6 protein-coding genes and 1 pseudogene are annotated in these 14,766 nt (G+C 74.5%); all 7 read left to right on the top strand.

All coding sequences use genetic code 11. From position 1 onward, the window contains the following. A pseudogene (locus tag IEZ15_RS41645) lies at positions 1 to 254 on the top strand (DDE-type integrase/transposase/recombinase); the annotation flags it as partial. A gap of 129 nt (positions 255 to 383) precedes the next feature. Beyond that, entirely contained in the window at positions 384 to 920 is a 537-nt protein-coding gene (locus IEZ15_RS41640; RefSeq protein ID WP_189282169.1) for a hypothetical protein, read from the top strand. Positions 921 to 1,371: 451 nt separating this feature from the next. Further along, the gene (locus IEZ15_RS41635; protein ID WP_189282168.1) at positions 1,372 to 2,238 is read left to right on the top strand and encodes a DUF4132 domain-containing protein; all 867 of its coding nucleotides are present in this window, start codon (positions 1,372 to 1,374) and stop codon (positions 2,236 to 2,238) included. Next, the gene (locus tag IEZ15_RS41630; protein WP_189282167.1) at positions 2,235 to 7,154 is read left to right on the top strand and encodes a DNA-binding protein; all 4,920 of its coding nucleotides are present in this window, start codon (positions 2,235 to 2,237) and stop codon (positions 7,152 to 7,154) included. Before IEZ15_RS41635 ends, IEZ15_RS41630 begins: the two co-directional genes overlap by 4 nt. A 138-nt stretch (positions 7,155 to 7,292) precedes the next feature. Continuing rightward, a complete protein-coding gene (locus IEZ15_RS41625) occupies positions 7,293 to 8,447 on the top strand; it encodes an ATP-binding protein (RefSeq protein ID WP_189282166.1) in 1,155 nt (384 codons plus the stop codon). Beyond that, positions 8,444 to 12,214 carry a vWA domain-containing protein gene (locus tag IEZ15_RS41620; RefSeq protein ID WP_189282165.1) on the top strand — a complete coding sequence of 1,257 codons (3,771 nt, stop codon included), beginning with the start codon at positions 8,444 to 8,446 and terminating at the stop codon, positions 12,212 to 12,214. Before IEZ15_RS41625 ends, IEZ15_RS41620 begins: the two co-directional genes overlap by 4 nt. Then, complete coding sequence (locus IEZ15_RS41615) at positions 12,211 to 14,082, top strand: hypothetical protein (protein ID WP_189282164.1); 1,872 nt, start codon at positions 12,211 to 12,213, stop codon at positions 14,080 to 14,082. Before IEZ15_RS41620 ends, IEZ15_RS41615 begins: the two co-directional genes overlap by 4 nt. Positions 14,083 to 14,766 lie beyond the last annotated feature (684 nt).

Genomic DNA, 14,766 nt, shown 5'->3' with positions numbered 1-14,766 from the left:
GGCGGGCCGTCGACGCCGACGGCAACGTGCTCGACATCCTGGTCCAGGGCCGAAGGGACAGGGCCTCAGCCCGGCGCTTCTTCCGCAAACTGCTCAGGAATACCTGCTCGGTGCCGCGGGTGATCGTCACCGACAAGCTCCGCTCCTACGGCGCGGCCCACCGCGAGGTCATGCCCTCCGTCGAGCACCGTTCCCACAAGGGCCTGAACAATCGGGCCGAGAACAGTCATCAGCCCACGCGGCAGCGCGAACGCTCAACAACGTGACAGCGCCGGTCGGACACACTTGCGTTCGGTTGACTGCAGACGTCGTCAATCAAGCGGCGTAGTCACGTCAACCTGCAGGTTGATCCCAGGCAGGGGAGGACCAGGAAAACTGAGAGCATGTCAACCAACATGCTGCATAGGGCAGTTGAGAGCAAGAGGACGGAGCGGCCCGTCCCGCTGTGGGCGGAGAGAGTCGCCCACCTCATTCCGCTGGTGGGGCTGCCGGTGTGTCTCTGGCGGCTGCCCATCGGCTTCGGCTACGCGATGGGCGGGGAGAACACTCCGTCGGCGTGGTGGCACATCCCGTACGTCTTCGGACTTAGTCTCCTGACGGAGGCGTTCGCGCTGCTCGGGTTCGGGCTGGTGCGCCGATGGGGAGAGGTGGTGCCCAACTGGGTCCCGAAGCTGGGGGGCCGCCGCATCCCACCCTTCGCGGCGATCGTTCCCGCCACCATCGGTGGGCTCCTCCTCCTGGGGCTGATGGTCAACTGGTTCTTCACGGCCTTCCGTATCGACGGTTCGCCCGGTTTCCCGTACGCCCCGGGCTGGGACACGCTGGCGATGACGGTCAGTGGCCTGCTGACCCTGTGGGGCCCCTTGGTGCTGGCGTTGACCTACGGCTACTACCGCCGCCGCTGCCGCCCGGACGCCTGAGCACTCCCGCGCCCGGCGCGGTCCTCCCTCCGGAAGTCGGGGGGTTTTCGCGCCCGGAGGAGGTTGACCGCCCGCCGATTTCCTGCCGCTTCCTGTCAGCGCATCGTCGCGCACTCCGGGCCAAAGAAGACGTCCCCGCCCACGGGCACCGCATGGCCTTCGCCCTGAGGTTCCCCCGCCGTACGGAGGCACCACTCGGCCAGCGTCCTGCTCGCAGCCGGGCAGCGCCCTGCTGACGTTCTGTCGGCCGCACCGTCTCCCGCCGTCGGGCGCGACGCCTACCGTCCCCGGCAGCACCAAGATCCCTGCCAGGCCGCCGCGAGGGCACCGCGGACCAACCTGCGTTGTCAGTGGCCCTCGTTAGTCTCCCCTCATATCGCAGTTCAGGGGCTTCGTGGCCCTTGCTTCGGGCTGCGCTGACATCTGATGGACAGGCGGAGGGGCACGGCTGATGGCGTGGCTGGCAGCGGGTGAGGGGTACGAGATCACCCTCGAGGACGGGCGTGTGGTCGCACGGCGAGTCGGGGGGCGGCAGTTGAAGGCGCTGCCGAAGGCGTTGCGCGACAGTCCCGAGGTCGACCGGCTGAGGCAGCTGACCGAGTGGCTGGACCGGCACGCGGCCTCGTGCGTGGCTCAGGTGGATGCCTGGATGGTGTCGTCGCTTCCGGTTCCGACCGAGCTGATCGCGCGGGTGTGGCCGGACGAGGCGTGGCAGGCGGCGCTGCGTGACATGGCCGTCGTGGGCGACGATCCGGACGAGGTCGGCTTCCTACGGGACGTCACCGGCGACGGGGAGCTCAAGGTGGTCGACCTCGACGGTGAGACCGCGCGGCTGTCGCCGCGCACGGTGACGCTTCCCCACCCCGTGCTCCTGCCGGACCTGGACGACGTACGGGACTTCGCGGCCGACCTCGGCATCACTCAGAAGGTGGAGCAGATCCACCGGGCGACCTGGACCAGGCCGGACGGGCCGGATGCCGGGCGTCCGGAGACGGCGACGGAGGTACGGGACTACGCGGGCGGGAAGTTCGCCTCGCGGTTCGGTCTCGCGGCGCGCGCCACAGGCCTCGGCTACCGGGTGTCCGGTGGCTACGCCACGTGCAAAGTACGTGATGGGGGCCGCAGCACGGAGGCGTCGGTGTGGATCGGTGAGCCGTACTGGGACGGGGAGTCGGAGACCGGCGGGCTGAGCTGGCACGACGAGGACGGCCGCGCGGTGCGGCTGACCGAGGTCGGGCTGGTGGCCTGGTCCGAGGGGATGCGCATGGCCGCTGCGCTGTACGCCGGCCGCACGATCGAAGAGGGTGGGGACGCGTGACCGGGACGGTTGGGAACGACAACAAGGAGCTGCTCGCGGCAGGCGCGGTCCTCCCGGCCGACGCGCGGGGTGCGGGCCCCTCAGCGGTCGAATTGACCGCACGGGCCTATCGCCACGCGGTGCTCGGCGAGGATCGGGTCGTCGTGCGGCTGGCCGCGGCCGAACTGGGCCCCGCAGAGGACCTCGCCGCCGGCTTCCTCGGACTCGAGCCGCAGGGCGAGCCGGCCGTGGTCGGTCTCGGTCGGCGCCAGGAACTCGGCTTTCCCGAGTGGGTGCTGGTGCACCACCCCGAGGACGGGCACCACGCCCTGGCGGTCGTGCCGGAGCTGGACCGGCTGGCCCGGCAGGCCAAGACCAAGCCCAAGGCCGCCCTGGACGCCTGCCACGAGCTGGCCGGGCGGCTCGCCGCGGCCGTCCCGCACTTCCTGCCCGTCTTCTACGAGCAGGCCGCGCGGGTCTTCCTCGGCGTCGAGAACAGCACGTACGCCGGCCAGCTGTTCGGCCGTGCCCGCACGAGCGAGGCGCAGCACGGGCTGACGGTCGACGAGGACCGGCTCGACGCCGTGTTCCTGGAGTTCGCCCTGGCCGGCGCGCTGCCGGTGAAGGTCCTGACCGGTTACGGCAAGGACCTGTCGGCCCGGCTCGCGCCCGTCGAGGCGTACGAGCGGTTCCGGCGGCTGTGCGTGCGCCGGACCGCCGGCGGTCTCGCGCCGTCCGCCCAGGCCGCGGTGGAGCTGAGGCGGCTCGCCCGCGCCGCGGCCCTGTCCGGCAACGAGGCGGAGCAGGACTACCTCGCCGAGCTCCTTCCGCTGCCGGCCACCTTGCGGGCCGCCGCCGGTTGGTGGAAGTCGCACCGCGGCGCGCTGGTCGCGCTGGCCCGGCGCGTTCCGTCCGTGCGGGGCACGCTGCTGTCGATGACCCCGCCCGGGGACAACGGGGATATGACCGAGCTGTGGCTGGGAATCATGGCGGAGTCGGGGGCCGACGCCGGTCTCGCGGACGCCGGCCTGCCACAGGAGGAGCGGTGCTCCGACGGCGCGGCGGGCTGGCTGGAGCGCTTTCACGGTGCCCGGCATCGCGGTTGGGGGCCGCGCCCGACGCCGCCCGCCCTGCTGGAGCTGGTCGAGCGGGCGGCCGGCCGGCTGCGTGCCGATCTGGCGGCGCGGCCCGAGAACGAGCGGTTCCTGCGGATCGGTGTCGAGGACGTGAACCTGCTGGACCTCCTGCTCTCGCTGGAGATCGCGGTCGCCGACCCCGAGGAGAAGTCCGCCCACCACCAGCGCGGCAGCGCCCTGAACCTGTCGGACTGGGCCCGCGGCGAGGAGCCGCGGGACCTGGTCGCGCTGGCGGCCGACCCGCGCTTCCGGCCCGCCTTCGGACGCGGGGCGAACAGTTACAACAGCGCGTCCTCCGGTGCGGACGTGATGCGGCGGCTGGCCGCCTCGCCCGGCGGCCGCCCGATGCTCACCGAGTGGATGCGCGAGGTGGCCGCCTCGTCGGTGGCGGCCGGGCTGCCCGGACTGCCGAAGGCGATCGAGCGGCTTTCGTGGCTGCCCTCCGAGGCTCTCGCGCTCGCGCCGCAGGAGGTCGCGGCCGCGGCCGGTGCCGATCTCGGCGAGGCCGTGGCGCGCACGCTTCGGGGCGGTCTGTGGGAGGAGCTGCGCTGGCCGGCGTGGGAGGAGGCGCTGACGGAGCTGGCACCGGGGCACCACACCACCGAGGGTCTGACGGTCGTCGAGGCCTGGCCGTATCTGATCGTGGCCAACGCGACGCAGGTGCGCGTCATCGACGCCGACTCCACCGTTCTCGTGCACGATCTGCGGCTGCCCACCACGTCCGTGTGGCGGACGGGCTTCCACTACGTGGACGGTGCGTTGCTGGTGTTCTGGAGCACGTACGGTCGCGGCGAGCCGCAAGGCTACTGGCACACCGCGCCCGACACGGTGTTCGCTCTCGCAGGAGCCGGCGCCGGCTCCTGGGCCATGCGTTCGGATCACCTCAGCCTGCAGCTGCCCGGCGGCGGCCGCACCACCGGCGGCGGGGTCCTCCACAGCGGCGACACGAAGCTGCCCGCGGAGCGCGCGCTGCTGTCCGACGGCACGTCGTACTGGGTGTGGCAGGACAGGGACGGGGAGGACAAGGGCGGCTGGCTCGAATACGACCCCGTGGGCGGTGCGTACGGCCGACGCTCGCAGCCCGGTTTCCTCGCCGACGCGCTGCTGCGGCACGCCCCCGGGGCCGAGTTGGCGGCCGGCTCGTGCTGGCTGCGGCCCGCCCCGGCGGTGGCGGGTTCGGCCCAGGGGACGTCCGCGGACGGACTCCTCGGCTGGCGTGTCCTGCGGCTGTCCGACGGCGGCCACCACGGCGAGGACACCACCGGACGGGTCGTCACCCTTCCGAAGGGCGCCGACAGGCCGGTCGCCGCGCTGACGTTCCCCGGCGACGACCGGCCGCGGGCACTGACCCAGCAGTGGCGCGAGCTGTTGCTCAGCGACCCGGAGGGCACGGTCACGACGTCGGCCCAGTGCGACCACCGCAACGAGCTGTACGGGACCGCGGCTCAGGCCCTGCCGCCGCTGCCGTACCTGTACATGCTGCGCGCGCGTGATCCGCAGGGGTCGGCGGCGCTGCGGGGCGCCGACGCGGAGTCGGCCGGCGTCCTGCTGAAGGCGGCTGTGCTCGCGGAGCGGGTGGCGGACCTGCCCGAGCTGGTGAGCGCCGCGCTGCCGCAGGTCTCGGCACCCGAGCTGGTCGCCGGCGTGGTGAAGGTGCTGCGCTTCGCGGTACGGCAGCAGAAGGCGCTGGACGCCGTGGCCGCACGGCTCGACCCCGCTGCCGAGCCCACGGAGGTCCGGGTCCAGGGACCGAGTGACCACGTGCTCGCCAAGGCGCTGCACGGCATCGTCAATACCGGCTACTACCGGTACGGCGCGGACACCGACGTGACTTACCGATACCTGGAGACTCTGGCGTCCGTGCGCGCGGACACCGCCGCCACGGCGCTGCCGGGCCGGCTGCACTTCGATCTACCGTCGCTGCCCTACTCGGGACTGCCGTTCGTCTCGCTCCTGGACGAGCCGGCCGCGATCGCCTACCGGGCCGTCGCGCCCGGCAGCGACCCGGCACACCGGGCAGCCCTGCTCGAAGTCCTCGACCGGGTGGACGCGCTGGGGCTGGCCTCGACGGCGGCCTCGGCCGGTCACTGGCGCCGGGTCCTGGTCCGCCTGGCGACGCCCCACCTGCACACGCCGGACGGCCAGCGGCGCAACGTCGCGCACCGCAGTGTGCTGCCCCTGGGCGGCGGTGCTGCGCTCGGCATCACCGAGCACAACTCCGGCGTCGACGACGGGTGGGAGTTCGGCGCGCTGCTCCACGACCCGAGCGGCCGTTTCGAGGTGCCCGGCCCCTACACCGTGAGCAGTGACGCGCCGGTGGGCGACCGGGTGCGCGGCGCCGACTGGCTGACCGGCTTCCTCGGGGAGGCGCAGTCCCGTGAGGCGGTGCCCTTCCTGCCGGAGGCCGCCGACGAGTTCAGCCGCCTCACCGGTGTGTCCCGGGCGCTGGCCCGGATCGTTCTCGCGGGCATGCCCGACGTGGACAGCTGGGAGAACAACTTCCTGCCGACCGAGCTGCGCAAGGCGCTCGGGCTGAAGGTGGCCGAGGCGGGACACGCCCGCGATGAACTGCGCGCGCTCCCGGTCGAGGTACGCCGGGCGGTACTCGCGACGCTCCTGCCCGACGACCCGGCACGGCTGTGGAGCGAGGGCCCGGACGTGGCGTCGGCGGCCGCCGTGTGGAACGAGAAAGTGGGACGGCGCCGGCAGGTGCCCGACTGGCTGGCGGCGGAGGCTGCGCGCGCCGCGCGCAGCGGCTGGCCCGTGCACCGGGCGCTCCCGGCGCTGCTGGAACCGGCGTCGTCTCCGGAGCTCGGCGTCGACGTGCCGTGGCGCATCGAGGGCGATCACCCGGCGACGGCGTCCCCCGCCGATGCGCCGTTCACCTCGGCGGTGCTGGCCGGCTCGATGAGCCTGACGGCCTGGCTGGCCCACCGGCTGCCCGCCGGCGATCCGGTACGGGCGGCGCTGCCGAGTGCGCTGACCGCCGTGCGGCAGCGTCTTGCGGCACCCGAACTGCTGCTCTCCGCCGGGCACTACACGAGCCTCGCGGACTTCCGGAAGGTGGCCGGCGCCCCGACGGAGACGGCACCGGACCACGAGCGGTACGGCGCGGTGCTCATGGCCACGCAAGACGGCCAGCCCCAGCCGGCCATACGGCCCGCCCTGCTGGACTCCACCGGCTCCGACCCGTACCTGGTGGCACTGCGCGGCGCCGATCAGCAGCCGACCGGGGTCGAGACGGCCCTGCGGCGGGCGCACGACCCGGCGTTCGCACGGCTGCTGGCCGACCCGGGGGCGCCCGCGGCCGGCGCGGCGGACGACGAGGGCCTGTGGTGGCCGCAGGATCCGTCTCGTTCGGTGCCCGAGCGGGTGGCCGAGGTCGCCGAGGCACGCGGTCTGACCGCCGACGCGGCGACGCTGTACCTGATGCTGCTGGCCATGCCCGACCCGACGGACCGCAACACCGCGCGATGGACGGGGTGGAAGCCGGCCCGTCTCAAGACGGCGCGGGCCGAACTGGCCGAGACCGACCTGGTGGTGTCGGCCGTACGGGCCCGGGCGGGACGCTCGCTGGTCTTGCCGGGCGCCTGGGCGGAGCAGTCGGCGCCCGTCCTGCCCGTCGAGCAGTGGAAGCTGCCGATGTACGGGGTGGCCACGGGCGGCCGGCCGGTGCTGGGCACCCTGGTGCCGACCGAACCGGCCGCGGAGCTGTTCGCCCGGGCCTGGCAGCGGATCCTCGACGGCGACCTCCCGCGCTTCGAGGAGCTGAAGGTACGGCGTACCAGGCGCCGCCGCTGAGGCGCCGCCGAACGGCACCTGAGCCGCCGCTGACCGGCCGCCCGTCGTCAGCACGGCGCGGCGCGCCCGCCCCTGGGTGCGCCGCGCCGGTCCCCGACCCGTATGAACACCTGTCGAACCATGACGAAGGAAACCCGCATGACCGTCACCGAACAGACCGCACCCGTCCGGCAGGGCCAGCCGGCCGAGGAGCGCCACGCCGCCGAACTCGCCTTCCTCGCCGCCCAGGACCCCGGGCCGCGGCCGCCCGGCTGGGCGCTCACTCCTCGCGCGGTGGTCACGTTCGTCTGCGGCAGCGACGGCGTGGAGCTGGCCCTGCCCCGGCGTCGCGCCGGTCTGCCGTCGAAGCTGGTGATCGCCCCGAAGTTCGTCGGCGAGCGCGCGCTGGTCGAACGCTGTGTGGTCACCCTCGCCGGAGAGCGCGGGCTGCTGCTCACCGGTGAGCCCGGTACGGCCAAGTCGATGGTGTCGGAGCTGCTCGCTGCCGCTGTCAGCGGGACCAGCGCCCTGACGGTGCAGGGTACGGCGGGCACCACCGAGGACGCGTTCCGCTACGGCTGGAACTACGCTCTGCTGCTCGCCCAGGGCCCCTCCCCGCAGGCCCTGGTGGACTCCCCGGTCCTCGCCGCCATGCGGGCCGGACGGGTGGTGCGGGTCGAGGAGATCACCCGCTGTCTGCCCGAGGTTCAGGACGCCCTCGTCTCCATCCTGTCGGACCGGCGGATCAGCGTACCCGAGCTGACCTCCACCGAGGACGCTGTCGTCCGCGCCGCCCCCGGCTTCACCGTCATCGCCACCGCCAACCTGCGCGACCGGGGCGTCTCCGAGATGTCGGCCGCGCTGAAGCGCCGTTTCAACTTCGAGACCGTCGACCCGATCGCCGACGCCGACGCCGAGGCGGTCCTGATACGCCGCCAGGCTGTCACCGCCGTGCAGCGGGCGGGCGCGGCCTTCGCCGTCGATGACGCCGTCCTCGACGCCCTCGTCACCGTCTTCCGCGACCTGCGCTCCGGCCGCTCCAACGAGGGCTGGGACGTGGAGCGGCCGGGCACGGTCATGTCCACCGCCGAGGCCGTCCAGGTGGCGGCGTCGCTGGGGGTCGCGGCCGCCTACCTGCCCGGCGAGGACGTGCTCGACCTGCTGCCGGGACATCTGCTCGGCGTGGTCCGCAAGGACGACCCCGCCGACCACGCACGGCTGCTGGGCTACTGGGACGGCCCGGTGCGCCGCCGCGCCGAGAGCGGCTCGGCGATGTGGCGCCGGCTCTGGGACCTGCGCGGGAGCCTGCGTTGACGACCGTCGATCCACGGACGGCCGTGGACGCACTGGCCGCATCGCGTGCGCCGTACCTGCTGGGAGTGCGCCACCACAGTCCGGCGCTGGCCGCGGTGGTACCCGCCCTGCTGGAAGAGGCGCGGGCCGAGGTGGTCTGCGTCGAGCTGCCGACCGACTTCCAGCCCTGGCTGGAACACCTGGCGGACCCCGAAACCGTCACCCCGGTCGCCCTGGCCGGGGCGGGCGAGGGAGGACGGCTTTCGTTCTACCCGTTCGCGGACTTCTCACCCGAGCTCGCCGCGGTCCGCTGGGCCAGAAGCCGCGGGGTGGAGGTCGTGTGCTGCGACCTTCCCCTCGGCGACCCGCGCTGGTCGGCGGGGGCACTCGGGCCGGTGCGCGAGCAGGACGGGAGCGAGGCCGTACGTCCGGAGGCCGATGCGCCCCTGGGGGCCACGGGTGCGCTCGACGCCGGTCCCGATGCCAGTCCTGACCCTGCTCCCGGCGACGGGACGACGCGGGTGCGGCGCTCGTACGCCGAGGCGCTCGCCGCCGCCGGGACCGGCCGGGACGGTGACGATTTGTGGGACCGCGCGGTGGAGGTACTGGCTCCGGGGTGCGCCCCGGACGCGGTGCGCCGAGCCGCACTGGGCGTGGGCTGGGCCCTGCGCGCCGACTCCGCCGTACCCGCCGCCGACCTGGCGCGGGAGGAACGGATGCGACAGGTGATCGCCTCTGCCTCGGCGGACGGGCGCCGGGTGGCAGCCGTGATCGGCGCGTTCCACGCACCCGCGCTTCTCGCGTCCACGGAGGCGGATGCCGGAGCGGAGGCCGGGGCCGGGACGGCGGGCGTCTCCGGCGCTACGGGGCGGGCGGCCGTCCCGTCCGAGGCCGCGCCGCGCGGTGGGCCCCGCACCTGGAGGTCCGGTACGGACGCGACAGGGGTTTGGGCGGCTGGCAGGGCCGGGGAAGACGGCGCCGCCGCGACCGAGGGCTCGGCGGTGACCTCCCTCGTGCCGTACTCCTTCGACCTGCTCGACTCCCGGTCCGGCTACCCGGCTGGAATCCGCGACCCGCTGTGGCAGCAGGCGGTGCTCACCGCCGCCGGCGATCCGGAACGGATCCGGGAGGCGGCTGCCGACGCGGTGACCGGCCTGTGTCGCGAGATGCGCCGCGGCGGTCACACCGCAGGGACCGGCGAGGCCGCCGAGACGCTGCGCCTGGCCTGCGACCTGGCCGCCCTGCGCGGACTGCCCGCGCCCGGACGCGGCGAACTCCTGGAGGCCGTCACCACTGTCCTCGGCCAGGGCGAACCCCTCGGCCGGGGCCGGGCCCTGGCCCGCGCGCTGGAGGCCGTGTTCATCGGCACCGCACGCGGCCGGATCAGCCCGCACGCGCCCCGGTCCGGTCTCGGCCCCTCGGTCGAGGCCGAACTCGCGGAACTGCGGCTGCCCAGACCGGACGACCCCGACCGCCGCGACCTGCGCCTCGACCCGCTCCGTTCACCGCTGGACGGCCGCCGCGAAGTGCTGCTCCAGCGGCTGCTGGTGATCGGCGCCTCGTACGGCGAACCCCTGGACGTGGCGGGCACGGGCGACGGCACCGCGCTCGGCACCAGGTGGCGTCTGACATGGACGCCGTCCGTGCCCGCACGCCTCGACCTCGCGGGCGTGCGCGGGGTGACCGCGGCCCAGGCCGCCGCCGGTACGCTCGCCGCGACCGCGCGCCACGAGGCCGCCGAGGGCGGCCCCACCCCGGCCCAGATCCTCACCGGGCTGACCGCCGCCGCGCGCTGCGGCCTGCCCGAACTGGTCGATGCACGCCTGTACGAGGCCTCCGTCGTGCTGCCCGACAGCGCCGACCTGCCCGAGCTCCTCCAGGCCCTGGACCTGTTGGAGGGACTGCGGCGCGGCCACTACCCCGACACGATGCAGGACGCCCGCACGACGGCCGGCGCCCTCACGGAGGAACTCATCGAGGCCGCGGTCCGGTCCCTGCCCGGCCTCGCCGGGAGCGACAGCGGCGCCGACGCCGGGGCGCTGGTGGCGCTGGCGGACCGGACGGCCGCCCGTCATCTGGGCCTGCGACTGGACCGGGCGCTCGCCGAGCTGGCGGCCGAGGGCTCCCCGCTCATCCAGGGCGCGGCCCTGGCCGTACGCGTGCTGCTCGACCTGGACGACGCGGCCGGGCTGGGCGAGCGAACGGCCGGCTGGATCGACGGGGCCACGGCTCCGGACACGCGCCGGGCGCTGGCGAAACGTCTTGCCGGGCTGCTCACAGCCGCCGGTCCCCTGCTCCAAGCGTCGCCGGACGCGCTTGCCGCGCTCATGGACCGGGTTGACGCGCTGGCCGACCAGGACTTCCTCGACCGGCTCCCGGCCCTGCGCGGCGGCTTCGACACGCTGGCCCCGGCCGCGCGCGACAGGCTACTCACCACCGTGACGGAGCGGCTCGGCGACCGGCTCGACCTGTCACTCGACGCCCCGCCCGAACTGCTCGCCCTGTGGGCGGCGGCCGACGCGGCCGGATCGGCAGCGCTGAAGGCCCTGGGCCTGCCAGGCGCGGACGCCGACGCAGGAACGGACCCGGGCTCGGACTCGGCCGACAATCCCCGCCCCGTACCCCCACCCGCAGCGGACAGCGCCGCCGCGGTCGACGCGGACCGACGGCTCGGCCGCGCCGACCGCTGGCGGCTGCTGCTCGGCCGCCACAAGGAACGGCTCACCTGCGACGCGCGCCGCTACGCCCACGCCCTGGACGAGCTCTACGGCCGCGGGCGCGGCGAAGGCGCCCAGGACCTGGCCGGCGGCGCACCAGGTCAAGGCGGCGGTCAGGACCCGTCCTTCCCCACCGCGCGGGAGTGGGCGCAGGAACTGGAGGCCCTCTTCGGCACCGACGTACGCGAGGAGGTCCTCGCGGAGGCCGCCGACGCGGGTCGCACCGACGTGCTCGCGCAGCTCGATCCGGCGTCGGTGCGCCCGTCGGTGGAGCTGCTCGGTTCGGTGCTGTCCCTGGCCGGAGGTATGCCCGAGGCCCAACTCGCCCGGCTGCGTCCGCTGGTGAAGCGGCTCGTCGACGAGCTGTCCCGGGAGCTGGCCACCCGCCTGCGCCCGGCGCTCACCGGTCTGGCCACCCCGCGCCCGACCCGACGGCCCGGCGGGCGCCTCGACCTCGCCCGTACCCTGCGGGCCAATCTCGCCCACACCCGGCGGACGGAGGACGGCCGGCTCGTCGTCGTACCGGAGCGCCCGCTGTTCAGCACGCGGGCGAGCAAGGAGGCGGACTGGCGCCTGGTCCTCGTCGTCGATGTCTCCGGCTCGATGGAGGCGTCGGTGATCTGGTCGGCGCTGACGGCCGCGGTCCTCGGCGGGGTTCCGACCCTGTCCACGCACTTCTTGGCCTTCTCCACGCAGGTGATCGACCTGACCGACCGGGTCGAGGATCCGCTGTCGCTGCTGCTGGAGGTCCGGGTCGGCGGCGGTACGCACATCGCGGCCGGTCTCGCGCACGCGCGTTCGCTGATCACCGTGCCGAGCCGCACGCTCGTCGTCGTGGTCAGCGACTTCGAGGAGGGCGCACCGCTCGGCGGGCTGCTGGGCGAGGTGCGTGCCCTGGCGTCCTCCGGCGCCCACCTGCTGGGCTGCGCGGCGCTCGATGACACCGGCACGCCGCGCTACTCGGTGTCCGTGGCGCGCCAACTCGTCGCGGCCGGTATGCCGGTGGCCGCCCTCAGCCCGCTCGAACTCGCCCGCTGGGTGGGCGACCGCCTCCGTGGAGAACCCCGTTGAGCACCGAACTCCTGCCCCCCGTCGCCCCCGACGTCCTCGCCGACGCCGTGGAGCAGCTCAGCGCACGGCTGCGCAAGAAACTCGACGCGGCGATCTCGGGCTGCGCCGACCAGGCCTCCACCACGGCCGACGGGGCAGCCGAGGTCCACTTCGGCGAGGACGCCACGGTCACGCTGCGCCCGGGCCCGTCCGGCACGGTCACGAACGCGGAACAGGCCGTGTGCACCTGCCTGTTGGCCCCGCGCTGCCTGCACCGGACCGCGGTCCTGGGCGCGGCACCCATCGCCGATGGGGAGGGCGAGACGGGCGGGGGTGACGACTCGGGTACGGGCAAGGCCGCAGGCTCGGGCACAGCCTCCGACACGGGCGCGGGCCCCGAGGAGGCCGCACCCACCGCCCCAGCCGCCGACGTTGCGGCCACGGTGGTCTCGCCGGCCGAACTCACCGCGGCGCAGGTCCTTGCCGCCACGGTGCTGTGGGACGCCGCCGCCGAAGCCCTGTCCGCCGGCGTCACGGCGGGCGGCGCCGTGGTGCAGGCCGAGCTGCTCCGCGCCGCCCACACCGCGCGGCTGGCCGGGCTGCCGCGGGCCGAAGCGGCCGCGCTGCGAGTCGTACGGAGCCTGAGGGCCGCGCGGGAGCGGAGCGAGGGACAACGTCTCGCCGACCTCACCGAAGCCTTCCGTGAGCTGCTGGCCGGCACCGCCCTGCTCGCCTCCGGGTCGGCCGACACGGATGCGGCGGGCTCCGCGCGCCGGGTCTACGAACAGGGCGGCAGCCTGCGGGTGTACGGCCTGTGCCGGGAGCCGGTGCTGTCCGCGACGGGGTACGGCGGAGTGACCACGCACCTGGTCGGTTCGGACGGCGCCGGTTACACGGTGTCCGACGTGCGCCCCGGTGGCCTCGCCCGCGTGAAGGGTGCGGGGTCCGCGTCCGTGGCGCTCGGCGGTGCCGTCCTCGACCACGCCGGGCTGGCGCGCGGGGGTCTGCGGATCGTCGGCGCGACCGTCTCCGCGGATGGGCGGCTCGGGGCAGGGCGGGGGGTCAGCGCGACGCCACTGCGCGGGGTGGACTGGTCCGAGGAACCCGCCGCCGCCCTCTTCACCCGACCAGTGCAGGAGGCGATGGCCGCTGTGCTCGCCGACGGCGCGCCCGAGGCGGGCGGGCCCGGCAGGACGGCGCCGAGTCTGCTGGGCTGCGACGTCGAGGTGATCGGTGCGGCCGGCGACTCTGTCGTCGTCCGCGTCGCCGGTGAGGGACCGCTGCTGCGGCTCCGCCCCGCACACCCCCACCCGGAGTTGCCGCACGCCGCCAACCTGCGCCGGATCGCCGAACACCCGGGGCTCGCCCTGCGCGTGCTCGGCCGTCCCGACCTGGACCGGGCGGCGACGCTCCGGTCGCTGGCGGTCGGGCCGGTGCCGGGGGCGTCCGCCACGCTGCGGCTGCCGGACGCGTGGAAGGGCCGTGCCGACCTGGGCTACGACCGGCTCCAGGGCGAGCACTTCCCCCGCGAGACGGCGGGATCCGCGGACTGCGGGCCGGTCACCGCTGGCCCCGACCCGCTGGCGGAGGCACCGCTGTGGCGTGTCCGGCGCCTGCTGGAGACGGGCGTCGCGGGCGGTCGCCGTGCCGTGGCCGAGGCGGGCCGCGGGACGGACGCGGCCTCGCTCTCCGCCCGCCTGACCCGGGCGGAACTCGGCGTAGCGGCCCACCTCGCACAGGCCCTGACAACGGAGGCGGGCCGCCGCCCCCGCGACACCTTCGGCCGCCTGACCGACCCCTCGGCCGACGCCTACGCGAGGGCCTGGCTCGCCTCGGCCGTGCACCTGGCGGCTGCGGAACGCTCGCTGGTGGCCGCCTCCTGGTTGTGACCTACTTGCTGAGCCCACCGGGCCGCCTGGGCCGCCCGGTGGGCTCAGGCGGCCCGGGCCCCGGTCCTTCCGGCGTTCCGCACCACCGGGTGTGGCAGCCTGTCTGCGAACTCCTCCACCGAGCCGCTCCCGAACCACCGGTCCCTGCTGCCCGTGTTCGACGCCCTGCGAGCGGAGAGGTCCGGCGGCACGGCCCAGTTCCGCATCAGTGTCACCCACGAGGGCGACAGCCTCTCTGCGACCGCGACCGCGACCGCGACCATGGCGGTGGCCGGTCAGGCCGGGCTGGCGTATCTCTGGGGGCAGTCCCTACCTCCTCTCCTTCAGACCGTTCAGCACCAAGTCAGTCAAGCGCTCCGGGAGGTCCGGTTCGATCGGGCGGTGGCCGACCACGGAGCGGGTCTGGAGTGGGGAGCAGAGCAGTTCCAGCGAGAGGGCCGCGTCCGTGTCCGCCGGGTGGCTTTGTTCACTGTCAGCAGCAGCGTTTGTCCGCTGGTTTGGGAGGCAGCGGGTGATCTGAGTGGGCGTTTGATATTGGTTCGCGCCGAACGTTTCGACATGCTTTGCCGCATATATCGCCAACGCGCACGGTCCGAAATGCCTGGAAGCTCCTTACCGGCAGGGAGCTTCCAGGTCATTGCTAGACCAGACGGAATCTGTGCAGCATGTGCGAGCTAAACGGGC

It is taken from the genome of Streptomyces atratus (genome assembly GCF_014648655.1).
GTDB classification, from domain to species: Bacteria; Actinomycetota; Actinomycetes; order Streptomycetales; family Streptomycetaceae; genus Streptomyces; species Streptomyces atratus.
This window is presented reverse-complemented; position numbering and strand designations above follow the sequence as displayed.

Excerpts from the sequence above, each read along its gene's own strand:
- IEZ15_RS41640 (WP_189282169.1), top strand. The coding sequence starts at position 384 with ATGTCAACCAACATGCTGCATAGGGCAGTTGAGAGCAAGAGGACGGAG.
- IEZ15_RS41625 (WP_189282166.1), top strand. The coding sequence starts at position 7,293 with ATGACCGTCACCGAACAGACCGCACCCGTCCGGCAGGGCCAGCCGGCC.
- IEZ15_RS41635 (WP_189282168.1), top strand. The coding sequence starts at position 1,372 with ATGGCGTGGCTGGCAGCGGGTGAGGGGTACGAGATCACCCTCGAGGAC.